The following is a 21,953-nucleotide window of genomic DNA, read 5'->3' as shown; positions in this document are numbered from 1 at the left end:
AAGAAAGGGCGCTGCATCCAAGCTGCCAATCTCCCCCCTTGAGGGGGAGATGTCCGGCAGGACAGAGGGGGGCGCCTCGCGCCGGCCCTCAAGCGTTGGCCGCGCCCCCGCGCCCTACATCGCCTTTTCGATCTGGCCGCGGATCTCGCCGTCCTTGTTGGCGGCTGTGTGCACGTTGACATAATATTTGCCGGCTTCCAGATCGGCGGCCTGCGCATCGGTCAACGTCGCCGATCCCTTTATCGGGCTCTTCAGCTTGCCTTTGAACGGGATCACCGGAGGCGCGTTCTCGCCGGTCGCCGCCGGGCCGTGGATATGAGCGGCCACCGCGGGGCCACTGAGGCCGGAATATTTCACGTTCCAGCTGAGCTTCTTCTTGGTGGTGTCGAAGGTGAGCGTGGCCGTCCCCTTGCCTTTGGTGGTGACGGCTGGACTCTGCTGGCCGCCATCGAGGGTCGCCTTGTATTTCACCACCTCGGCCATGGCTGGCGATGCGAAGAGGAAAGCGGTGGAAATAGCGAGCGCCGACAGCGCCGGCAGGAAAGAGTGAGCGCGCATGAAGAACCTCCGATTGGATGAAGCATCCGTCGCGGCTCCCCGACGCGCGTATGCTCCAATGCAACGGTTGGAGGGAGCAATGTATCCCCGCACACGGTTTTGTGATCGGAGCGTATGAAAAAGGGGCGGTCGCCCGCCCCTTTGATGTCAGCCCAAATCTCAGGCGCTATGGTCGCGCCTGTCCGGTGCCTTACTTGACCGCCTTGTCGGTGATCGCGGTCGTATAGGCGCCGGTCGGCTCCTTGGTGATGATCTTCTGGTCGAGCAGCGCCTTGGCGGTACGCTCGTAGGTCGCCGGGTCGAGCTTGCCGTCGGCATTGTCGATCAGCTTGGCGACTTCGCTCATCATGCGCTTCTGGTGGTTCTCGTCCTGGCCGCCGCCGTCCATGACGATGCCGGCTGCCTCGTCATTGTTGTCGATGGCGTATTTCCAGCCCTTCATCGAAGCGCGCACGAACCGCACCATCTTGTCCTCGAAGGCCGGGTCCTTGAGTTTGTCTTCCGAGGCATAGAGGCCGTCCTCGAGCAGGTCGTTGCCCATCGCCGAGTAATTGAAGACGGTGAGCTGTTCCGGCTTGTAGCCGGCGTCGATCAGCTGCCAGTACTCGTTATAGGTCATGACCGAGATGCAGTCGGCCTGCTTCTGGATCAGCGGCTGCACGTCGAAACTCTGCTTCAGAACCGTGACGCCGTCCGGGCCGCCTTCGGTCTTGAGGCCAAGCTTGTTCATCCAGGCGTAGAACGGATATTCATTGCCGAAGAACCAGACGCCCAGCGTATGGCCCTTGAAGTCGGCTTCGGTCTTGATCGGGCCGTCCTTCGGGCAGACCAGCTCCATGCCGGCCTTCTTGAACGGCTGGGCGATGTTGACCAGCGGCACGCCCTTTTCGCGCGCGGCGAGCGCGCCGCCCATCCAGTCGACGATGACGTCGGCGCCGCCGCCGGCGATCACCTGCTCGGGCGCGATATCGGGTCCGCCCGGCTTGATATCGACGTCGAGACCTTCGGCGTCATAGAAACCCTTTGCCTTGGCGACATAGTAGCCGGCAAACTGGGCCTGCGTGACCCATTTCAGTTGCAAGGTCACCTTGTCGGCGGCCATTGCCTGGAACGCGGCCAGCGACATCGCGCCGGCCAGAACTGGAATAATAAGTCTTTTCATTTTTTTACCCTCTGAAGTTAGTGCCCTAAACCCACCGCCCCTATCCACCACGGACAGAGGGATGCCAAAACGTGACGGCCCTTTCGACAAGGGCGACCACGCCATAAAAGACCGAACCCGCAAGTGCTGCAACTGCGATTTCGGCCCAGACCATGTCGATGTTCATCCGCCCGACCTCGGTCGAAATGCGGAATCCCATGCCCACGACCGGCGTGCCGAAGAACTCGGCGACGATGGCGCCGATCAGCGCCAGCGTCGAATTGATCTTCAGCGCGTTGAAGATGAAGGGGGCGGCGGCCGGCAACCGCAGCTTGATCAGCGTCGGCCAGTAACCCGACGCGTAGGTGCGCATCAGGTCGCGCTCCATATGGCCGGAAGCGGCAAGCCCGGCGACCGTGTTCACCAGCATCGGGAAGAAGGTCATGATGATGACCACCGCCGCCTTCGACTGCCAGTCGAAGCCGAACCACATGACCATGATTGGGGCCACGCCAATGATCGGCAGCGCCGAGACCATGTTGCCGATCGGCAAGAGCCCGCGCCGCAGGAACGGCACGCGGTCGGCGAGGATCGCGGTGATGAAGCCGGCGCCGCTGCCCACGACATATCCGAAAAGCACCGCCTTGAAGATGGTTTGCCGGACATCGGCGCCGAGCACCGGCAGCGAACTGGCGATGCGCGCGCCGATCGCGCTCGGCGGCGGCAGCAGGATGAAAGGAATGCCGGCGCCCCGCGTCACCGCTTCCCAGATGATCAGGATCCAGGCGCCGAAGATAGCGGGGATGATCAGCCGCAGAGTGGTCCGCGCCCAGCTTGCCGGCGGCCGCAATCCCGAAAGCACCGCAACGCAACGCCAGCCAAGCAGCCAGGCAGCCGTGAGCAGAAGGAAATACGGCGCCAGTGCGGTGCCCTCGAACCCTGTGATGCCCGATATCAGCAGCCAGGCGACGAGATGGGCGCCGATGAACAGAACCACGGCCTCCGCGACCGATGGAATCCTGACCATCGAGATCAGCGCCGCGACCACGGCAAGGCCGAGCATCAAGCCCTTCGTCCCCAGATAGGGATAGTCGATGCTTGCCGTCGGGTCGGCAAGTGCTGCCGCTTCCGGCTTCGACATGGCGCCAAGCGCGACCGCGATCAGGCACAGCACAATGGCAATCACCGCTTGCCAGGACGGTTTCAGCCAATTCATGCCGGCCTCCCGCCCATAGCGCGGTCGACGAGGCGCCCGGCAATGCCGACCACCATGACCAGCAGCGCCGCCACGATCGAACCCGCGACCAGCGCCGACCAGATGTCGATCGACTGGCTGTAATAAGCGCCGGCCAGAAGCTTGGCGCCGATACCAGCGACCGCGCCTGTCGGCAGCTCGCCGACGATGGCGCCGACCAGGCTTGCCGCCACCGCCACCTTCATCGAGGTGAACAGGAACGGCACCGAGGCCGGCACGCGCAATTTCCAGAAGGTTTGCGTGCGGCTGGCATTGTAGGTGTGCATCAGGTCGAGATGCATGATCTCGGGCGAGCGCAGGCCCTTCACCATGCCGACCGTCACCGGGAAGAACGACAGATAGGTCGAGATCATCGCCTTCGGGATCAGCCCCGTGATGCCGATCGCCGCCAGCACGACGATGATCATCGGCGCCACCGCCAGGATTGGAATGGTCTGCGAAGCGATGATCCATGGCATCAGGCTGCGGTCGAGCGTCGCCACATGCACGATACCGACGGCAATGACGATGCCGAGCGCGGTGCCGAAGGCAAAGCCGAGCAGCGTCGAGGACAGCGTCACCCAGGCGTTGTAGACAAGGCTGCGGTTCGAATTGATGGGCCGCAGAAACGTGTTCTCGAAGAAATTCACCGCCACCTGGTGCGGTGCCGGCAGCGTCGGCTTCGGCTGCGACAGCGTCTTGCCGATCAATTCGCTGAATGTGGAGGTTTCATTGGCCCGCCGGTCGAGATCGCGCTGGAACGGCGTGTTGAGGATGACGGCGAACACGTACCAGAGCACGATCACGCCGGCCAGGATCGAGGTGACTGGGATGAGCTTGTCACGGAAGGTGTCCATTCAGCGCTCCCCTTCTCCTCTCCCCGTTGGGGAGAGGGTGGCCGGAGCGAAGCGAAGGCCGGGTGAGGGTGAGTGTATCTGCCCCTCAAGCACAGCCAGAATCGTATCCAAGACCGCACGCCGCTCGGCGAGAACCTCTTGGTTCCAGAACCGAAGAACAGAGTAGCCGTTGCGATTCAGCCAAGTTGTTCTGCTTTCATCGGTCAGGGACTCGGCATGTTGGCTGCCATCGATTTCAACGAAAAAGCTCTTCTCGCGGCAGAGAAAATCGGCGAAGAACGGCCCAAGTGGCACTTGCCTTACGAACTTGTAGCCGTTGAGGTGACGGCCCCGTAACTCGCCCCAAAGCCGATATTCGGCCTTTGTCTCGTCAAACCGCAGCTCTCGGGCACGAGCGGTTGCCCCGGCCTTCCTCTTGGTTGGATGCGTCGGCGACGCCCCCTCACCCGGTCGCTTCGCGGCCACCCTCTCCCCGGAGGGGAGAGGAGGAACTTCGTCCTGCCCCCCCTCAATCATCATAGCTATGCCCTGCCCTCAATCCATCGCGCACCCTGGCCGCGATCGCCAAAAACTCCGGCGTCTCTCGGATGTCGAGCGGGCGCTCCTTCGGCAGTGTCGATTCGATGATGTCGCTGACCCGGCCCGGACGCGGCGACATGACGACGATGCGCGTCGACAGATAGACCGCCTCCGGAATGGAATGAGTGACGAAGCAGATGGTCTTGTTGGTGCGCCCCCACAATTGCAGCAACTGTTCGTTGAGGTGGTCGCGCACGATCTCGTCCAGTGCGCCGAATGGCTCGTCCATCAACAGCAGGTCGGCGTCGAAGGCGAGCGCCCGGGCGATCGAGGCGCGCTGCTGCATGCCGCCGGAAAGCTGCCAGGGATATTTCTTCTCGAAACCGCTGAGGTTGACGAGGTCGAGCGTGCGCTTGATGCGCTCCGCTTGCTCGGCCCTCGACAGGCCCATGATTTCCAACGGCAGCCCGACATTGCGCTCAATGGTGCGCCAGGGAAACAGGGCTGCGGCCTGGAAGACATAGCCATAGGCGCGTTTCTCGCGCGCCTGTTCCGGCGTCATGCCATTGACCGAGATCGTTCCCGAGGTCGGCTTCTCCAGATCGGCGATGACGCGCAGCAGCGTGGTCTTGCCGCAGCCGGACGGCCCGATGAAGGAGACGAACTCCCCCTTGCCGATGGTCAGGTCTACATGGGACAGCGCCTGCACCGGCCCGTCATTGGTCTGGAAGGTGAGGCCAAGCTTGCTTGCCGAAACGACGGCTGGCGACGGTCCCGTCATCGGTTGCTGCCCGCCTTCCGCCGCCACCGGGGCGCGGGCTGGAATCCGGTTGCTTTTATCGCGATGTTGTTTTCCACTCGCCCTGTCCCATTGGCTTTGTTCTATTTCGACGCCCGGAGTTTCCCCGATGTCGCCCAAACCCACTTGTCATCTTATCCGCCCTGGCAGCACCTATGAAGGCAAGCAGGGGTTGACCTATCTGGCCGGCATCGCGACCGAAACGGTCGGCTCATCCGGCATCTGCATGCACGTGCTGACCATGCCGCCCGGCGCCCGCGCCAAGGCGCATCTGCACGAGAACCACGAGACGGCGATCTACGTGCTCTCCGGCGAAGTCCATACCTGGTATGGCGACCGGCTCGAACACCACATCGTCGTCAAGGCCGGCGACCTCTTCTACATCCCGGCTGGCGTGCCGCATCTGCCGGCCAATCTCAGCAACGCCCCCTCTTCGGCCGTCATTGCCCGCACCGATCCCAACGAACAGGAAAGCGTCGTCCTGCTGCCGGAACTGGATGCGCTGGTCGCCTGACACCGGCGCGGGGATTGTCGCCATCATTTGCACCGGGAGACTTCACCCATCACATTGCCGTCCTCGTCGACGACAGACAGTTTCTTGGCGTTCCTGGCGCTGCGTTTGATGGTGAAGGTGGCCGGCGACTTGCCGTCCTCGCCTTCGGCTTCGCACTCGGCCTTGATGGTCAGCGAGCCATTGGCTTGCGCCTTGGTCTCGGTGAAGGTGCAGGCGCTGGCCGCCGTGATCAGTTCCTTGTCGGTCAAAAGCAGCATCTGGTCGGCGGCGACTTCCTGGCCGTTCTTGTTGATGCAGCCATATTTGTCGCCATAAGGCTTGCTGAGGTCGATCGCCGATGCCGACGCCTGCCCGGCGGTCATCACCGCCGCCGCAGCCAGAGCGAGAAAAACGGCCCGCATGGTCAAACCCCCGTCGCGGGAATGCCAGTCCGCTCGACCTTGCGCGGGGCGGTGATTTCCTTCCATGTCGACAGCGCCCGGTTGACCGCCGCGTTCGGCTCGCGTCCGACGAACTCACCGTGGCCGGGCTTGGCCTTCACCTCGGCTTCCTCGATCGACAGTTCGCCGCGCGAGAAGACGAAGCGCGGCAGGCCGGTCACCTCGACGCCTTCGAACACGTTGTAGTCGATGACGGACTGCTGCTTCTTCGAAGAGATCGTCTTCTTCCGCTTCGGATCCCAGACGATGATGTCGGCATCCGCACCTTCCACGATCGCGCCCTTCCTCGGATACATGTTGAGGATCTTGGCGATGTTGGTCGAGGTCACCGCGACGAACTCGTTCATCGTCAGCCGGCCGGTGTTGACGCCCCTGGTCCACAGCACCGGCAGCCGATCCTCGAGGCCGCCGGTGCCGTTGGGGATCTTGGTGAAGTTGCCGACGCCGAAACGCTTCTGCTCCGTCGTGAAGGCGCAATGGTCGGTCGCCACCACCTGCAGCGAGCCCGCCTGCAGGCCGGCCCACAGCGAATCCTGGTGCAGCTTGTTGCGGAAGGGCGGGCTCATCACGCGGCGCGCCGCATGATCCCAGTCCTTGTCGAAATACTCGCTCTCATCGAGCGTCAGATGCTGGATCAGCGGCTCGCCGAACACGCGCATGCCTTTTTGGCGCGCCCGGCGGATCGCTTCGTGGCTCTGCTCGCAGGAGACGTGCACGACGTAGAGCGGCACGCCGGCCATGTCGGCGATCATGATGGCGCGGTTGGTCGCCTCGCCCTCCACTTCCGGTGGGCGCGAATAGGCATGGCCCTCGGGGCCGTTGTTGCCCGCGGCGAGCAGCTTCTGCGAGAGTGCTGCAACCACGTCGCCATTCTCGGCATGCACCAGCGGCAGCGCGCCAAGATCGGCGCAGCGCTGGAACGACGCGTACATCTCGTCGTCGTCGACCATCAGCGCGCCCTTATAGGCCATGAAGTGCTTGAACGAGGTGATGCCCTTGTCGACCACCGTGGCCATCTCGTCGAACACCTGCTTGCCCCACCAGGTGATCGCCATGTGGAAGGAGTAGTCGCAGGCCGCCTTGGAAGTCTTGTTGTCCCACATCTGCAGGGCTTCGAGCAGCGATTGCTGCGGCGCCGGCAAGCAGAAATCGACCACCATGGTGGTGCCGCCGGCAAGGGCAGCCCGCGTGCCGGATTCAAAATCATCGGCCGAATAGGTACCCATGAACGGCATTTCGAGATGGGTATGCGGATCGATGCCGCCCGGCATCACATAGCAGCCGGTGGCGTCGTACTCATGGTCGCCATGCAGGTCCGGGCCGATGGCGACGATCTTGCCGTGGCTGAACAGCACATCGGCCTTCCACGTGCGGTCGGCGGTGACGACGGTGCCGTTCTTGATGACTTTGATCATTTGCCTGTTCCCTGTTCTCTTCGCGCTTCTTGGTGAGCGGCGTTTGGAAGGTAGATTTCTAAGTTCACTCCACGATGACGGCCGTCTCCACCACCGCGTGGAACAGAACGTCGGCGCCGGCCGAAGCCCATTCCTTGGTGATCTCTTCCGCTTCGTTGTGGCTCAATCCATCGACGCATGGGCACATCACCATGGCGGTCGGCGCGACGCGGTTGATCCAGCAGGCGTCGTGGCCGGCGCCCGAGACGATGTTGCGGTGCGTGTAACCGAGCCGTTCGGCGGCATCGCGGATCGCCTTGACGCAGCCCTTGTCGAAGGTGACCGGATCGAAAGCGCCTACCTGCTCGATCTTGTACTGGATGTCGAGCGCGTCGCAGATCGTGTCGATGCCTTCGCGGATGCGGCCATCCATGGCGTCGAGCACTTCCTTCTCCGGCGAGCGGATGTCGATGGTGAAGACGGTGCGCCCGGCGATGATGTTGCGCGAGTTCGGATAGACTTCCATGTGGCCGACCGCGCCGACAGCGTCGGGCTGGTAGTCCATGGCGATCTCGTGCACCAGTTCGATCACGCGCGCCATGCCGAGGCCGGCGTTGCGGCGCTTGGGCATCGGCGTCGAGCCGGTATGCGCCTCCCTGCCGGTCAGCGTCACCTGCAACCATTTCAGGCCCTGGCCATGGGTGACGACGCCGATGTCTATGTCTTCGTCCTCGAGGATCGGGCCCTGCTCGATATGCAGTTCGAAGAAGGCGTGGATCTTGCGGTCGCCGACCTTCTCGGTGCCCTTCCAGCCGATGCGCTCCAGTTCCTCGCCGAATTTCTTGCCGTTCTTGTCCGTGTGCCCGTAGACGTCGGCCTGGTCGAGCACGCCGGCGAACACGCCGGACGCCATCATCGCCGGCGCGAAGCGCGAGCCTTCCTCATTCGTCCAGTTGGTGACGACGATCGGATGTTTGGTCTTGATGCCGAGATCGTTGAGCGAGCGCACGATCTCCAGGCCGCCGAGAACGCCGAGAACGCCATCATACTTGCCGCCGGTCGGCTGCGTATCGAGATGGCTGCCGACATAGACCGGCGGCAGGCTGGGGTCGGTGCCTTCGCGGCGGGCAAACATGGTGCCCATTTCGTCGACGCCCATTTCGAGCCCGGCCGCATCGCACCAGCGTTTGAAAAGATGCCGGCCCTCGCCGTCCTCGTCGGTCACAGTCTGGCGATTGTTGCCGCCGGCAATGCCGGGGCCGATCTTCGCCATCTCCATCAGCGAATCCCACAAGCGGTCTGAATTGATTCGCAGATTTTCGCCGGGTGCGGCCATCTCAAGTTCCCATCTACACCAGGAGTCTTGTCGCCCCTTGAGTGATTTGCAGCCTGACCGTATGGTCAGCTTTCAGACTACACAACCTGACCAAGCGGTCAACTAGAATCTTGGGGAAAACATGGCCGAACCCACCCGCCCCACGCGGCGCCAGGACATCCGGAGGGAGAATGAAAAAACCATTCTCGTCGCCGCCGAGAAGGTGTTCGCGGAGGCCGGGTTCGGCGGCGCCACGATGCAATTGATCGCCGATCTGGCGGATCTGCCAAAGGCCAATCTCCACTATTATTTCGCCACCAAGGAGGAGCTCTACCGGTCCGTAGTCCAGAACATCTTCGAAATCTGGCTGCAGGCGGCCAATTGCTTCGACGCGGCGCGCGGGCCCATAGACGGCATCAGCGCCTATATCGACGCCAAAATGGAAATATCGCGCCGCCATCCGGACGGCTCGAAGGTCTGGGCTTCCGAAGTGATGCACGGGGCGCCGGTGCTCCAGGACTATATGGAATCGACACTGCGCGAATGGACCGATGGCCGCGTCGAGATCATCCGGCGTTGGATCGAGGAAGGCAAGATGGACCCGGTGGACCCGCGCCATCTGCTCTACATGCTCTGGGCTGCGACCCAGCACTACGCCGATTTCGGCCACCAGATCGAGACGCTCAATGGCGGCAAGCCGCTGTCCGACCGGCAATGGCGGGAAGCCAAGGACAATATCAAGCGGGTAATCCTGACCGGGATCGGCGCGCGGTCGGTCTGACTGATCGCCCCGTTGCGGCAAAGGTCAGGGCCGGCGCGGTATCGCGCCGACCAGTTGCTTCACGGTCCCCTCCTCTTCGTTGGAGGGAGACCGCATTGGGGTCTCAGTCGATCGACCGCAGCACTTCACGCACATGGTCGATCAGTTCGTTGATCTGGCCCTTGGTGATGATCAGCGGCGGCGACAGCGCGATGATATCGCCGGTGGTGCGGATCAGCGCGCCGCGCTCGAACGCCTTGACGAAGGCGGAGAAGGCACGCTTGGTCGGGCTGCCGGCGATCGGCGCCAGTTCGATCGCGCCGATCAGGCCGATGTTCCTGATGTCGATGACATGCGGCTCGCCCTTCAGCGAATGCAGCGCGTCTTCCCAATAGGGCGCCAGCTCCTCGCCACGGGTCAGCAGGCCCTCTTCCTTGTAGGTGTCGAGCGTGCCCAGGGCCGCTGCGCAGGCGATCGGATTGCCCGAATAGGTGTAGCCGTGGAAGAACTCGATCATGTGCTCGGGGCCGGTCATGAACGCGTCATGGATTTCCTTCTTCACGAACACCGCGCCCATCGGGATGACGCCGTTGGAGACGCCCTTGGCGGTGGTCATGATGTCGGGTGTGACGCCGAAATAATCGGCCGCGAACGGCGCGCCGAGACGGCCGAAGCCGGTGATGACCTCGTCGAAGATCAGCAGGATGCCGTGCTTGGTGCAGATCTCGCGCAGCTTCTCGAGATAGCCCTTCGGCGGCAGGATGACGCCGGTCGAGCCGGCGACCGGCTCGACGATCACGGCGGCGATGGTCGAGGCGTCATGCAGGGCGACGATGCGCTCCAACTCGTTGGCGAGCTCCGCGCCATATTCCGGCACGCCCCTGGAGAAGGCGTTCTTTTCCGGCAGATGCGTGTGCGGCATATGGTCGACGCCGCCGAGCAGCGTGCCGAACATCTTGCGGTTGGTGACGATGCCGCCGACCGAGATGCCGCCGAAATTGACGCCGTGATAGCCACGCTCGCGGCCGATCAGGCGGGTGCGCGAGCCCTCGCCCTTCACGCGGTGATAGGCGATAGCCATCTTCAGTGCCGTCTCGACCGATTCCGAACCGGAATTGGTGAAGAACACATGGTCCATGCCCTTGGGCGCGAGATCGACCAGACGGTTGGCCAGCTCGAAGACGATCGGGTGGCCCATCTGGAAGGCGGGCGCGTAGTCGAGTTCGGCGGCCTGGTGCTGGATCGCCTCGGTGATCTTCGGGCGGCAGTGGCCGGCATTGACGCACCACAGGCCGGCGGTGCCGTCCAGCACCTTGCGGCCATCGCTGGTGGTGTAGTGCATGTCCTTGGCGGACACGAACATGCGCGGCGCCTGCTTGAACTGCCGGTTTGCCGTGAACGGCATCCAGAATGCGCTGAGATCGTTCGGCGTGACTTTCAGCCGGTTGGACATGACCAGGACTTCCCCTTGTAATCTGTTTCGGTGCGCCCAACGCTTGGTCTTTGCCGCGTTTTCATGCTACGCAAATTTTTGACCGATTGGACAAACGTTAGCACCGCCCTGTCGGCGGTCAAGGATTACTAGCGGAAATGCGGCACCTGAAGTGCGTTCCACAGCTCGGGGAAAAACTGGTCCAGAGAATTGGTCCAGATGACCGTCAACGGCGGGGGTCCGCAACGGTGAGCACCGGCACGGAAGCCCCTCGCCGCACCCGCATCCAGCAGGAAAAGCGCGAACTGATCCTGGAGGCCGCGCTCGAAGTATTCTCCACCAACGGCTTCCGCGGCTCGACCATCGACCAGATCGCCGAGGCGGCCGGCATGTCGAAGCCGAACCTGCTCTACTATTTCCGCCGCAAGGAAGACATTCACGAGACCTTGATGGAACGGCTGCTCGAAACCTGGCTGGCGCCGCTCAGGGAACTCGACGATATCGGCGATCCGATGACCGAGCTCAGGAGCTACATCAGGCGCAAGCTGGAAATGGCCCGCGATTTCCCGCGCGAGAGCCGGCTGTTCGCCAATGAGATCCTGCAGGGCGCGCCGCGCATCATGCCGCTGCTGGCGGGCGAACTGAAGACGCTGGTCGACGAGAAGGCCGCCGTCATCAAGGGCTGGATGCGCGCCGGCAAGATCGCCAGGACCGATCCGTGGCACCTGATCTTCTCGATCTGGGCGACCACCCAGCACTATGCCGATTTCGACGTCCAGGTCCGCGCCGTGCTGGGTCCGAACCGTGGCGGCGACGGCCGCTTCGAGGACGCCGCAAGGTTCCTGGAGCAATTGTTCCTCGATGGGCTGAAGCCGAAGGGCTAGCGTCTCGTCCTTTCGTCATCCTATGGCGGAGCCCGGGGGGCTTCGCCGCGGACCGCACCGTCGTCAGGCACTGCGCCGCTCCGCCGGCAGCGCGTCGAGCAAGGTCCGCAGCTTGGCGATCGAGTTCTGCTCAGCGAGCGGCGTGTAGACGATCAACCGCATGTCCGAGCCGTCGTCGATCGACAGGCTCATATGCTCGAAGGCCATCAAGCCTGCCTTGGGATGCCGGACGTGCTTGATGCCGGTCAGCCTGCGCGCCACGTCGCGCCGCGGCCACCAGTCGCGGAACTCGGGACTTGAGTTCATCATCAGGGCGATCAGCCGTTCGAAATCCGGATCGCCGACATATTTGGCGCTTTCGGCACGAAACGAAGCGAGCACCACGCGAGCGAGTTCTTCCCAGTCGACCAGCAGGCGGCGATGGTGCGGGCTGGTGAACACCATGTGGACGATGTTTCTGGCATCGCCGTCCAGCAGGCCATAGTCGCCGAACACCGCCACGGCCGCGTCATTCCAGGCAAGAACATCCCAACGCCGGCCGACGACATAGGCAGGCTGTAGGACGAGGCTTTGCAGCATATGCAACAGCGTGGCGTCCACCTTCTCGGGCGCTGCCACACGGCGCTCGGGCTGCTGGCGGCCGGCGAGGATGAACAAATGCCGCTTCTCGACGGCGTCGAGCCGCAACGCCTCGCAGAGCGCCGAAAGCACTTCCACCGAGGGCCTGACATCCCTGCCCTGTTCCAGCCAGGTGTACCAGGTGGTGCCGACACCGGCGATCATCGCCACCTCCTCGCGCCGCAGGCCGGGCGTTCGCCGTCGCGGACCTGTCGCGATGCCGGTGGCCGATGGCGTCAGCCTTTCCCGGCGCGAGCGCAGGAAGGCGCCGAGTTCACGCCGACGGCTCTCGTCGGCTGATTGGGCGGGGGCAGCAGAGATGGAAGCGTTCATGCGGCTATTATAGCAGTATTGATACCAGGATAAAGTTTGAACTGTTTGAGACCGGCCAGACACTCCATCTTGCGTTCAGAGCAGCAACAGGAGGCTCTGAACATGGAATTGAAAGACAAGACCATCCTCATCACCGGCTCAACCGACGGCGTCGGCCGGGTCGTGGCACAAAGGCTGGGTGCCGCCGGCGCACGGGTGCTGGTGCATGGCCGCGACGCCACGCGCGGCAAGGCCGTTATCGCCGCCATCGAAGCCGACGGCGGCAAGGCCGAGTTTCTCGCGGCCGATCTCGCGTCGCTGGCCGAGGTGCGACGCCTCGCCGAGGCCGTGCGCGCCAGGACGAGCAGCCTCGACATCCTCATCAACAATGCCGGCGTCGGTACGGCTGGCGACAAGCGGCAGACAAGCGCCGACGGCCACGAACTGCGCTTTGCCGTCAACTATCTCGCCGGCTTCCTGCTGACCTCGGAGCTGCTGCCGCTGCTCAGGGCCAGCGCCCCGGCGCGCATCGTCAATGTCGCGTCCGCTGGCCAGCAGGCGATCGATTTCGGTGACGTCATGCTGACCCACGGCTATAGTGGCGTGCGCGCCTACTGCCAGAGCAAGCTGGCGCAGATCCTGTTCACCGTCGATCTGTCCGGGCAGTTGCAAGGCAGCGGCGTCACCGTCAACGCGCTGCATCCGGCGAGCTACATGAACACGACCATGGTCCGCCAGGCCGGTGTGACGCCCTGGAGTTCTGTCGAGACCGGCGCCGAAGCCATCGTCAACCTCGCCACCTCGAAAGAGCTGGAAGGCCGCAGCGGCCTCTATTTCGACGGCCTGCGCGAATCCCGCGCCGACGCCCAGGCCTACGACGCCGGGGCCAGACAGAAATTACGAAGCCTGAGCCTCGACCTCGTCGGGCTGGCTCAAACCAAGGAACAGCATTGATGACCAGCAAGATCGAACACACGGTGATCATCGGCGGCTCGTCCGGCATCGGCCTGGCGACGGCGAGGAAACTGCTCGGCCCGGGCATGAAGGTGACCATCACCGGGCGCAACCAGGACAAACTCGTCGGCGCCTGGAAAAGCCTTGGCGGCGCCGCCGACAAGGCCGCCTTCGACGCTTCAAGACCGGAGGAGGTGCGCCAGTTCTTCGAGCGCCTCGGCCCGCTCGACCACCTCGTTCTGGCGGCGAGCGGCGGCAAGGGCCTCGGACCGTTCGAGACCCTCGACCTTGCCGACATCGCTGGCGGCGTCGACGAAAAAGTGCGGCCGCAACTGTCCTGCCTGCAGGCCGCCTTGCCGACGCTCAACAAATCCGGGTCGGTCACCTTCATCTCGGCGGTGTCGGCTCAGGTCACCATGCCCGGTGTCGCCGGTATCGGTGCCGTCAACGGCATGCTGCTGACCGTGACGCCGATCTTGGCCGTCGAGCTGAAGCCGCTGCGCGTCAACGTCGTGGCGCCCGGCGTCATCGACACGCCGTGGTGGGATTTTCTGCCCGAGGAGCAGCGGCGGGCGGTGTTCGCCGAATACACCGGCAAGACGCCGGTCGGCAGGATCGGCCGCGCCGAGGACGTCGCCTCCGCGATTGCTTTCCTCGTCTCCAACGGCTTCATGACCGGCCAGGTGCTGACCTGCGACGGCGGCCTGCGGTTCGCGGCGTGAACGGAGCAACAGGCGGCCGAGAAACAGCAAGGTCGAGGGCAAATCGGCAGGCGTCAAACGCGCCCCCTGACAACACATGGCTTGAAAAAGTGGGAGCGCCACCTCCGCGATGGCGCTCCCGGATATGCCGGAATGGTCAGGCCGCCTTGGCCGCCGGCATCGGGTGGATGGCGTGGAACGGGATGCAGAGCCGGTTCCAGGTGTTGATCATGCCAACCGCGACGGACAGCTTGACCAGTTCCTCTTCCGAAAAGTGCTCAAGCGTGCGCGCATAGAGCTCGTCCGACACGCCGTTGTCGGCGACCAGCGTGACCGCCTCGGTCCAGGCCAGCGCGGCGCGTTCACGCTCGGAAAACAGCGGCGATTCTTTCCAGGCCGAAACCAGATAGAGCCGCTGCTCGGTTTCGCCGTCGCGCCTCGCCTCGCGGCTGTGCATCTCGACGCAGAAGGAACAGCCATTGATCTGCGAGGCCCTGAGCTTGATCAGGTGCAGCAAGCCCGCCTCCAGACCGCATTCATCGACCGCCTTGTTGAGCGCCGAGACGGCCTTCATGATTTCGGGCGCCTTGGCGAAGAATTGCATTCTCTGTTTCATCGTCTTGTCCTTTCACATCGTCGGGAGGGTTAGGTTTGGTCGGTCGAACCGGATTTCTGCCGCCGCTGGTGGCGCTCGACAAAGGCGCAGCTCGCGGCGAGCGAGCGGGGGTCGCCTTCCGCCGCGTACTCCGCCACGATCTCGGACAGCTTCACTTCGGCGAGTGCTGCCCGATAGGCGCGCTCCGCCCTCAGCATCGCGGCATTGATGCCGCAGGGTTTGACATAGGCCGAGGCATCGATCTTGACCGGACCGTTGCGGCGGATCTCGCCGCAGCGAAACGCTGGCTCGCGCCCCTCGATTGCCAACACGATGTCGAGCAGGGTAATGCGCTCGGCCGCCCGCGCCAGCCGGTAGCCGCCCGCCGGCCCCGGCACAGATTCCAGGATGCGCGCTGCCGTCAGCATGTTGAGATGCTTCAAGAGATAGCTCGGCGACAGGCCGAAGGATTCCGCCAGGGCCGCGCCCGGCATGGTGCTGTTGCCCTCCACGCTCGCCAGCGTCGCCGCGCAATGGATGGCCGCCTCAACGCCCTCACCCAGCTTCATGGTGATGATCTCCGTTCATGGATATGTTTTATCGTGGATAATATTTATCTGCAATAGGAAACGGGCGAGAACAGCGTCTTTCTCCCCGTCACTATACGGGGAGAAATGCCCGGCAGGGCAATGAGGGGCAGCGCCAACTTTGCGATCCAATTCCTGAGATTATGGAAAATCGCCCGGTGCCAACACACAGGGCGGATTGCGCCAGATCGTCAGCGACGCCGGGGGGTACGGCTGCGAGCGGTGCGCGGATTATCTCAAAGGTCGCGCTGCCCCTCATCCGCCTGCCGGCACCTTCTCCCCGTATAGTGACGGGGAGAAGGGAAAGCTGCCACGCCCTCGGCGCTCTCCCCGTGGACGAAAGCCCCTACTCCGCAGCCACCTTGGCCATCGGGTTGTTCGGGTGAGTCGTCCAGTTGGCGTAGACCGGCGACACCGGCTTGCCTGTGCGCTGATCCATCACGCCGGCCGCCAGCGGCTCCATGGTGATGCAATTGTCGACCGGGCAGACATTGACGCACAGATTGCAGCCGACGCACTCGGCCTCGATCACCTCGAAATGCCTGATGCCGTTGACGACATTGGTGATCGCCTGGTGCGAAGTGTCCTCGCAGGCGATGTGGCAGCGGCCGCATTTGATGCAGGCGTCCTGGTCGATATGTGCCTTGGCGACATAGTTGAGGTTGAGATACTGCCAGTCGGTGACGTTGGGCGTGGCGCGTCCGATGACGTCGTCGAGCGAGCGGTGGCCCTTCTCGTCCATCCAGTTTTCCAGCCCCGCGATCATCTCCTGCACGATCTTGAAGCCATAGGTCATCGCCGCCGTGCAGACCTGCACATTGCCGGCGCCGAGCGCCAGGAATTCGGCCGCGTCGCGCCAGGTGGTGATGCCGCCAATACCCGAGATCGGCAGGCCGCGCGTTTCGGGGTCGCGGGCGATCTCGGCCACCATGTTCATGGCGATCGGCTTCACCGCCGGGCCGCAATAGCCGCCATGCGAGCCCTTGCCGTCGATGGTCGGCATCGGCGCGAAACTGTCGAGGTCGACGCCGGTGATCGAATTGATGGTGTTGATCAGCGATACGGCATCTGTTCCACCTGCGTGCGCGGCCCGCGCGGGCTTGCGGATGTCGGTGATGTTGGGCGTCAGCTTGGTGATGACGGGCATGCGCGTATACTGCTTGCACCAGCGCACCACCATTTCGATATATTCCGGCACCTGGCCGACGGCCGCGCCCATGCCGCGCTCCGACATGCCGTGCGGGCAGCCGAAATTGAGCTCGATGCCGTCGGCCCCAGTCTCCTCGACCAGCGGCAGGATGGCCTTCCAGCTCTCCTCCTCGCAGGGAACCATGATCGAGGCGATCAGCGCCCGGTCGGGCCAGTCCATCTTGACCTGCTTCATCTCGCGCAGATTGGTCTGCAAATCACGGTCGGTGATCAGTTCGATGTTGTTGAGGCCGAGCAGGCGCCGGTCAGCCCCCCAGATCGCGCCGTAACGCGGACCGTTGACATTGACCACCGGCGGACCTTCCTCGCCGAGCGTCTTCCACACCACCCCGCCCCACCCCGCCTTGAAGGCACGCACGACGTTGTAGGCCTTGTCGGTCGGCGGCGCCGAGGCCAGCCAGAACGGATTTGGCGATTTGATGCCGACGAAATTATTTCTGATGTCAGCCATGACAGGTCCCTTTCAACCGAGACGAAGGATCAATTCGACGGGCGCGAGAATGCCGCCTTCAAGCGCGGCGGTGACGTTGGCCATCTTGGTGCGAGCGTCCTCGCCCATGACGAGGCCCAGACCAGGTGACGGTTTCTTGCCTTCAGCTTGCGCCGTGGCCAGCCGGGCGCGCATCGCGGCAAAGAACTCGACGGCGAAGGCGCCGCGCGGCCGTTCCGCCGTCACCGAGAAGCCCGCGGCGGCGGCAGCCGAACGATAGTCGTCGGGCGTGGCGACGAAGGACATGGTCTCGTTGGACGCCCATGGCAGCGGGTAGGTCAGCGCGCCGTCCTTGAGCCGCATCACATCGTAGACGGCGAAGACCGAGCCCGGCTTCAGCACACGGGCGGCCTCGCTCATCAGCTTCGGCTTGTCGGGCAGGTTCATGCCGACATGCAGGATCATTGCAGCGTCGAAGCTGGCCTTGGCGAACGGCATGTCCAGCGCGCTGCCTTGCACGAAGCGCGTCTTGTCGGCCAATCCCACTCGCTTCGACAGGCTGGCCGCGATATCGACATAGCTCTGCGTCAGGTCGATGCCGGTGACGTCGACGCCGGCGCTGTTGGCGACAAAGCGGGCCGGCCCCCCTATTCCAGATCCGATATCCAGCAGCCGGGCACCGGGCTTCAGCCCGATCTGGTCAATGAGCTCCCTGGTGGCGGCCACGCCGCCAATATGGAATTCGTCGATCGCTTCGAGATCGCCGGCGCGCAAATGGGCGACATCGACGCCCGCATCGGCAAGCGCTGCAAGGATCCGCTCTTCCAGGCCTGAAACCTCGTAGTGACGGGCGATGCCCGGTTCCACCGTGGCCATGTCCTTACCCCTGGGTCAGACTCCTATGGATGCTCTCGGCAGCATCCCGCCCTTGCGCCACGGCCGAGACGGTCAGGTCGTCGCCACCGAAGATGCAGTCGCCGCCGGCCCAGACCTTGGCCAGCGAGGTGCGCCCTTCCGCATCGACCTTGATGCGGCCGGCTTCGAGGTCGATCGATGTCCCGCTGCCGTTCAGCGCGGCCGGGACAAAACTCTGGCCGATCGCCTTGAACACCTGGTCGGCGACCAGCGTCAGCGTCTCGCCGGTACCGGCGAGCCTGTCGCCATTGAGCGCGGTGTATTCGAGTTCGATGCCGCTGACCTTGCCGCCCTCGGCGATCACCCGCTTCGGCTGCAGCCAGTGGCGAATGGTGACGCCGTTGGCGGCGGCCAGATCCTGCTCGAACCCGGAGGCGTTCATGTGCTCCTGGCCGCGCCGGTAGCAGATCGTCACCTCCTCGGCGCCGAGCAGCTTCGATTGCACGGCGGCGTCGATCGCCGTCATGCCGCCACCGATAACGACGACGCGGCGTCCGACCGGCAGCCCGGAGAGATCGCTCGCCTGACGCAGTTCGGCGATGAACTCGACCGCATTGGTGACGCCGGCCGCATCCTCGCCATCGGAGCGCAGCGCGTTGACGCCGCCAAGCCCCATGCCGAGGAACACCGCGTCATAATTGCGGATCAGGTCGGAGAGCTGGTAGTCGCGACCGAGTGCCTTGCCGTTCTGGATGTCGATACCACCGATCGCGGTGACGTAGTCGACTTCGGCCTGGGCGAAATTGTCGACGCTCTTGTAGGCTGCGATGCCATATTCATTGAGGCCGCCGGCCTTCGGCCGCGCCTCCAGTATGGTGACGTCATGGCCATGGCGGGCGAGCCGGTGTGCCGCGGCAAGACCGGCCGGACCGGCGCCGACCACGGCGACGGTCTTTCCGGTCGGCTCGGCGCGCGGATAAAACTGCTTGTTCTCGCTCATCGCGACATCGGTGGCGTAGCGCTGCAAACGGCCGATCTGCACCGGCTTGCCTTCCGCCACCTCGCGCACGCAGACCTCCTCGCACAGTGTCTCGGTGGGGCAGACGCGGGCGCACATGCCGCCGAGAATGTTCTGGTCGAAGATGGTCTTGGCCGAGCCGATTGGATTGCCGGTCGAGATCTGGCGGATGAACAGCGGAATGTCGATCGAGGTCGGGCACGCATTCATGCAGGGGGCGTCGTAGCAGAAATAGCAGCGGTCGGATTCGACCAGCGCCTCGTGATGATCGAGCGGCGGATGCAGGTCGGAGAAATTGTCCGCGTATTGGTCAGCCGCAAGCCGGCCGCCGACAATACCTTCTTTGAACTGGCCCTCTGGCATTCTCAGTTCCCCATGTTTTAGTTTTGGGGAAGGCTAGCACGTTTTATTTTTTTATCAATTGGTCAATTTTCGGCACAAGCCACTGATAACGCTGGATAAAAACATGATATTTATAGTCATGTTATGAGAGCTGCGGTGGTGCGTGCAACGCATGCGAATGGTCGGCATCGAGTGGGCGGCCATGGATCGCCCGAACCTCGTGCGCGACCAATTCCTGCAGCCGCCACAGATTGCGGTCGTGGATGCCGAACGCTTCGAGGTGGCTGACGGTGTTGTAGAGATACTCGGCGCCGGATCCGATATGCCCGCACGCCCTGGCCAGCACGCGTGCCACCTTGTCCAGCGGCTGGCTGAGTGACGTTCCCCGCCCTTTCACACCCACCCAGAAGCCAAGCGCCCGCGACGCGCCTTGCGCCGTGTGCACCGGCAACCATCGGACCGAGCTGACGCTTTCGTGGTCGGAGATTTCACGCCGCAGCAGCCTTTCGATCTGGGCTGGTTTCTCGCCCTCCGGCAGGCGGTAGATCACGCCATTGCAGCGCCCGCCCCGTTCCAGCGCCATCATCAGTCCCGGCTGCTCGGCGCTGCCGCGCCAACGCACCATGTCCAGACAGAAGGATCGATGCCAGCCGAAAGCGGTTGCGACCTGTTGTTCGACCGATTCGAACTCCGGCTTCCAGATCAGCGATCCGTAGGCGAACACCCAGAGCGGCCCCGCGTCCGCTTCATCGGAAAGCCGCGCGGCAAGCGCCTGGAAATCCTCGTCGTTCAACTCTGTCCAGCTCGGATCCGGACCGGGGTCGGCCTCTTCCCGATGGCACAGTGCGACAAGCTCTGGCGTAAGCGACATAAGGCGCATGGATCGACAGCCCTCTTACCGCAGACAAATCGAAAACCGCGGGATACGCAAGCCCGGGAACGCTTGGCGAGGGTTGACCATTATTATCCCGGCGGGTGTCGGATTTCCGTCGTGAAGACCGTCCTGGGATGGATCGAACGACGATCGGTGCACAAAGGTGAGGAGACCGACAATGCCAAAATCCCCCATGCCCTTCTTCTGGTACGAACTGCTGACATCGGACCTCGACGCCGCCGAGGCTTTCTACACCGCCGTGGTCGGCTGGAGGGCCGAGCCTTTCGACAAGGCTCCCGGCATGCCGCGCTATATCGTCATGAATGTCGGCGAGCGTGGCGTCGGCGGCCTGATGACGATGCCGCAGGATGCGGCCAAGATGGGCATGCCGCCCGCCTGGCTGGGCTATATCCACGCCAGGGATGTCGACGCCGCCACGGCGGCGCTGGAAAAGGCAGGCGGGGCCATTCACCGCCGCCCCGACGACATCCCCGGCGTCGGCCGCTTCGCCGTCGTCGCCGATCCGCAGGGCGCGACCTTCATGTTCCTGCAGCCGAACGGCCCCGATCAGCCCGTGGTGCCGGCGAGCACGCCGGGCCATATCGGCTGGCATGAGCTCTACACATCGGACTGGAAGGCCGCCTTCGATTTCTATTCCGGCCAGTTCGGCTGGGCCAATGCCGGCGAATTCGACATGGGCCCGATGGGCATCTACCAGACCTTTACCGCCGGCCCCGAATCCGGCGGTGGCATCATGAACAAGCCCGAGCAGATTCCGGTGCCGGTCTGGCAGTTCTATTTCAATGTCACCGGCATCGACGCGGCCGCAAAACGCGTCACCGACAATGGCGGCAAGATCCTGATGGGACCCATGGAGGTCCCCGGCGGCAGCTGGGTCGTGCAATGCCAGGATCCGCAAGGCGCGCATTTCGCCTTGATGGCGCCGGCGCGGTGAGCGCCCCCGCCAGCCGCGGATATCATCGGTGCTGGCGTCGGCTCACTCCGGCGCCAGCCCCGCGACCTTGAGGCTCTCTTTCTTGGCACCGCTGAACTGGACGGTGGCCTCACCCGACGCAAGCTTGAAGCGTACGCTCTTGCGGATGCCGGGGCAGGTCTTGACGCCGCTATAGCCGGACGATTTCACGGCCTTGCCGTCCTGGATGACATCGATCCACGCCTCGCCCGACAGGCTGATTTGGATGGCGCCGTCAGGCGGCACCGCGACACTGGCGACGGCGCCGAACGTGCCCTCCGCCGGCGCGCGTTCGGGCGGCACCACGAAGCCGGCCTTGTCGTTCGGCACCAGCGCCAGATCCGCGGCGGCACCTACCGCCAGGGCGGCTCCGGACGGGGCCGACGGTGCCGCTGCGAACAGCGCCTGTTCGCGCGTTACCGGCCATTTGAAGGCCTCGCAGCCGGCGTCCTCGGCCATGGCGAAGCTGGTACTTGTCAGGATTGCGAATAGGGTGACGGCAACGTTTTTCATGGCAAAGCGACCCACATGTCTGGATGTTCACAACTCAATACAACCAAATTACGAATAATGCAACCTTGGCGCGCAGATATGAAAGGTCAGGCCGAGGCACATTTCCAATCACCAATTGTTGATGG

General features: G+C 63.7%; 24 protein-coding genes. 6 read left to right on the top strand and 18 right to left on the bottom strand.

Features of this window, described 5'->3' with window-relative positions; genetic code table 11:
• Window positions 1-114 precede the first annotated feature (114 nt).
• The 6 genes from LB569_RS11935 to LB569_RS11910 all read right to left on the bottom strand — a co-directional run bounded on the left by LB569_RS11935 (window position 115) and on the right by LB569_RS11910 (window position 5,090).
• Window positions 115-558, bottom strand: coding sequence for a CHRD domain-containing protein (locus tag LB569_RS11935; protein ID WP_140701958.1), 444 nt, complete (start codon window positions 556-558; stop codon window positions 115-117).
• Between the two features lie 190 nt (window positions 559-748).
• Entirely contained in the window at window positions 749-1,720 is a 972-nt protein-coding gene (locus tag LB569_RS11930) for an ABC transporter substrate-binding protein (protein WP_127260347.1), read from the bottom strand.
• Window positions 1,721-1,760: 40 nt separating this feature from the next.
• A complete protein-coding gene (locus LB569_RS11925) occupies window positions 1,761-2,915 on the bottom strand; it encodes an ABC transporter permease (protein WP_140701959.1) in 1,155 nt (384 codons plus the stop codon).
• A complete protein-coding gene (locus tag LB569_RS11920; RefSeq protein ID WP_140701960.1) occupies window positions 2,912-3,790 on the bottom strand; it encodes an ABC transporter permease in 879 nt (292 codons plus the stop codon). Before LB569_RS11920 ends, LB569_RS11925 begins: the two co-directional genes overlap by 4 nt.
• The gene (locus LB569_RS11915) at window positions 3,791-4,306 is read right to left on the bottom strand and encodes a DUF559 domain-containing protein (RefSeq protein WP_224692592.1); all 516 of its coding nucleotides are present in this window, start codon (window positions 4,304-4,306) and stop codon (window positions 3,791-3,793) included.
• Window positions 4,299-5,090 carry an ABC transporter ATP-binding protein gene (locus tag LB569_RS11910; RefSeq protein ID WP_224692426.1) on the bottom strand — a complete coding sequence of 264 codons (792 nt, stop codon included), beginning with the start codon at window positions 5,088-5,090 and terminating at the stop codon, window positions 4,299-4,301. The genes LB569_RS11915 and LB569_RS11910 overlap by 8 nt, the downstream gene beginning before the upstream one ends.
• 127 nt (window positions 5,091-5,217) lie before the next feature.
• Here LB569_RS11910 and LB569_RS11905 point away from each other — a divergent pair, with 127 nt between their 5' ends.
• Window positions 5,218-5,622: a cupin domain-containing protein gene (locus LB569_RS11905; protein WP_140701963.1), complete on the top strand. Its 405-nt coding sequence runs from the start codon at window positions 5,218-5,220 to the stop codon at window positions 5,620-5,622.
• A 23-nt stretch (window positions 5,623-5,645) separates the two neighbouring features.
• Here the strand turns inward: LB569_RS11905 and LB569_RS11900 are convergent, their stop codons facing one another.
• The 3 genes from LB569_RS11900 to LB569_RS11890 form a co-directional block, all read right to left on the bottom strand.
• Entirely contained in the window at window positions 5,646-6,023 is a 378-nt protein-coding gene (locus LB569_RS11900) for a hypothetical protein (RefSeq protein ID WP_224692425.1), read from the bottom strand.
• 2 nt (window positions 6,024-6,025) lie between these two features.
• The gene (gene hydA / locus LB569_RS11895) at window positions 6,026-7,477 is read right to left on the bottom strand and encodes a dihydropyrimidinase (protein ID WP_224692424.1); all 1,452 of its coding nucleotides are present in this window, start codon (window positions 7,475-7,477) and stop codon (window positions 6,026-6,028) included.
• 64 nt (window positions 7,478-7,541) lie between these two features.
• Window positions 7,542-8,792, bottom strand: coding sequence for a Zn-dependent hydrolase (locus tag LB569_RS11890; protein WP_224692423.1), 1,251 nt, complete (start codon window positions 8,790-8,792; stop codon window positions 7,542-7,544).
• Window positions 8,793-8,913: 121 nt separating this feature from the next.
• Here LB569_RS11890 and LB569_RS11885 point away from each other — a divergent pair, with 121 nt between their 5' ends.
• Window positions 8,914-9,552, top strand: coding sequence for a TetR/AcrR family transcriptional regulator (locus tag LB569_RS11885; RefSeq protein WP_140701967.1), 639 nt, complete (start codon window positions 8,914-8,916; stop codon window positions 9,550-9,552).
• A 103-nt stretch (window positions 9,553-9,655) separates the two neighbouring features.
• Here the strand turns inward: LB569_RS11885 and LB569_RS11880 are convergent, their stop codons facing one another.
• On the bottom strand, window positions 9,656-10,984 hold the full coding sequence (locus LB569_RS11880) for an aspartate aminotransferase family protein (protein WP_140701968.1): 1,329 nt from the start codon (window positions 10,982-10,984) through the stop codon (window positions 9,656-9,658).
• Window positions 10,985-11,211: 227 nt separating this feature from the next.
• On the opposite strand from LB569_RS11880, the gene LB569_RS11875 reads away from it, so the two are divergent.
• Complete coding sequence (locus tag LB569_RS11875) at window positions 11,212-11,847, top strand: TetR family transcriptional regulator C-terminal domain-containing protein (RefSeq protein ID WP_224692422.1); 636 nt, start codon at window positions 11,212-11,214, stop codon at window positions 11,845-11,847.
• A gap of 63 nt (window positions 11,848-11,910) precedes the next feature.
• Here LB569_RS11875 and LB569_RS11870 read toward each other — a convergent pair whose 3' ends face one another.
• Window positions 11,911-12,798: a helix-turn-helix transcriptional regulator gene (locus LB569_RS11870; protein ID WP_224692421.1), complete on the bottom strand. Its 888-nt coding sequence runs from the start codon at window positions 12,796-12,798 to the stop codon at window positions 11,911-11,913.
• A gap of 102 nt (window positions 12,799-12,900) precedes the next feature.
• Here LB569_RS11870 and LB569_RS11865 point away from each other — a divergent pair, with 102 nt between their 5' ends.
• Window positions 12,901-13,731 (top strand): SDR family NAD(P)-dependent oxidoreductase, encoded by an 831-nt coding sequence (locus LB569_RS11865; RefSeq protein ID WP_224692420.1) that lies wholly within the window; start codon window positions 12,901-12,903, stop codon window positions 13,729-13,731.
• The gene (locus tag LB569_RS11860) at window positions 13,731-14,453 is read left to right on the top strand and encodes an SDR family oxidoreductase (protein ID WP_224692419.1); all 723 of its coding nucleotides are present in this window, start codon (window positions 13,731-13,733) and stop codon (window positions 14,451-14,453) included. The genes LB569_RS11865 and LB569_RS11860 overlap by 1 nt, the downstream gene beginning before the upstream one ends.
• 136 nt (window positions 14,454-14,589) lie before the next feature.
• Here LB569_RS11860 and LB569_RS11855 read toward each other — a convergent pair whose 3' ends face one another.
• The 6 genes from LB569_RS11855 to LB569_RS11830 all read right to left on the bottom strand — a co-directional run bounded on the left by LB569_RS11855 (window position 14,590) and on the right by LB569_RS11830 (window position 20,348).
• The gene (locus tag LB569_RS11855; RefSeq protein WP_224692418.1) at window positions 14,590-15,048 is read right to left on the bottom strand and encodes a carboxymuconolactone decarboxylase family protein; all 459 of its coding nucleotides are present in this window, start codon (window positions 15,046-15,048) and stop codon (window positions 14,590-14,592) included.
• A 29-nt stretch (window positions 15,049-15,077) separates the two neighbouring features.
• Window positions 15,078-15,596: an RrF2 family transcriptional regulator gene (locus LB569_RS11850; protein WP_224692417.1), complete on the bottom strand. Its 519-nt coding sequence runs from the start codon at window positions 15,594-15,596 to the stop codon at window positions 15,078-15,080.
• Between the two features lie 364 nt (window positions 15,597-15,960).
• Window positions 15,961-17,274, bottom strand: a complete 1,314-nt coding sequence (gene preA, locus LB569_RS11845; RefSeq protein ID WP_224542103.1) for an NAD-dependent dihydropyrimidine dehydrogenase subunit PreA — start codon at window positions 17,272-17,274, stop codon at window positions 15,961-15,963.
• Between the two features lie 12 nt (window positions 17,275-17,286).
• Entirely contained in the window at window positions 17,287-18,129 is an 843-nt protein-coding gene (locus tag LB569_RS11840) for a class I SAM-dependent methyltransferase (protein WP_224692416.1), read from the bottom strand.
• Between the two features lie 4 nt (window positions 18,130-18,133).
• Window positions 18,134-19,489: an NAD(P)-dependent oxidoreductase gene (locus LB569_RS11835; RefSeq protein ID WP_224692415.1), complete on the bottom strand. Its 1,356-nt coding sequence runs from the start codon at window positions 19,487-19,489 to the stop codon at window positions 18,134-18,136.
• Window positions 19,490-19,610: 121 nt separating this feature from the next.
• Window positions 19,611-20,348 (bottom strand): gamma-glutamylcyclotransferase, encoded by a 738-nt coding sequence (locus LB569_RS11830; protein ID WP_224692414.1) that lies wholly within the window; start codon window positions 20,346-20,348, stop codon window positions 19,611-19,613.
• A gap of 172 nt (window positions 20,349-20,520) precedes the next feature.
• Between LB569_RS11830 and LB569_RS11825 the strand changes: the two genes are divergently transcribed.
• The gene (locus tag LB569_RS11825) at window positions 20,521-21,297 is read left to right on the top strand and encodes a VOC family protein (RefSeq protein ID WP_224692413.1); all 777 of its coding nucleotides are present in this window, start codon (window positions 20,521-20,523) and stop codon (window positions 21,295-21,297) included.
• A 42-nt stretch (window positions 21,298-21,339) separates the two neighbouring features.
• Here the strand turns inward: LB569_RS11825 and LB569_RS11820 are convergent, their stop codons facing one another.
• Complete coding sequence (locus tag LB569_RS11820) at window positions 21,340-21,828, bottom strand: hypothetical protein (protein ID WP_224692412.1); 489 nt, start codon at window positions 21,826-21,828, stop codon at window positions 21,340-21,342.
• Between the last annotated feature and the right edge of the window lie 125 nt (window positions 21,829-21,953).

The organism is Mesorhizobium sp. BH1-1-4 (assembly GCF_020165665.1).
Lineage (GTDB): Bacteria > Pseudomonadota > Alphaproteobacteria > Rhizobiales > Rhizobiaceae > Mesorhizobium.
Note: the sequence above shows the minus strand (reverse complement) of the source record. Positions and strands in the feature narration are given on the sequence as shown.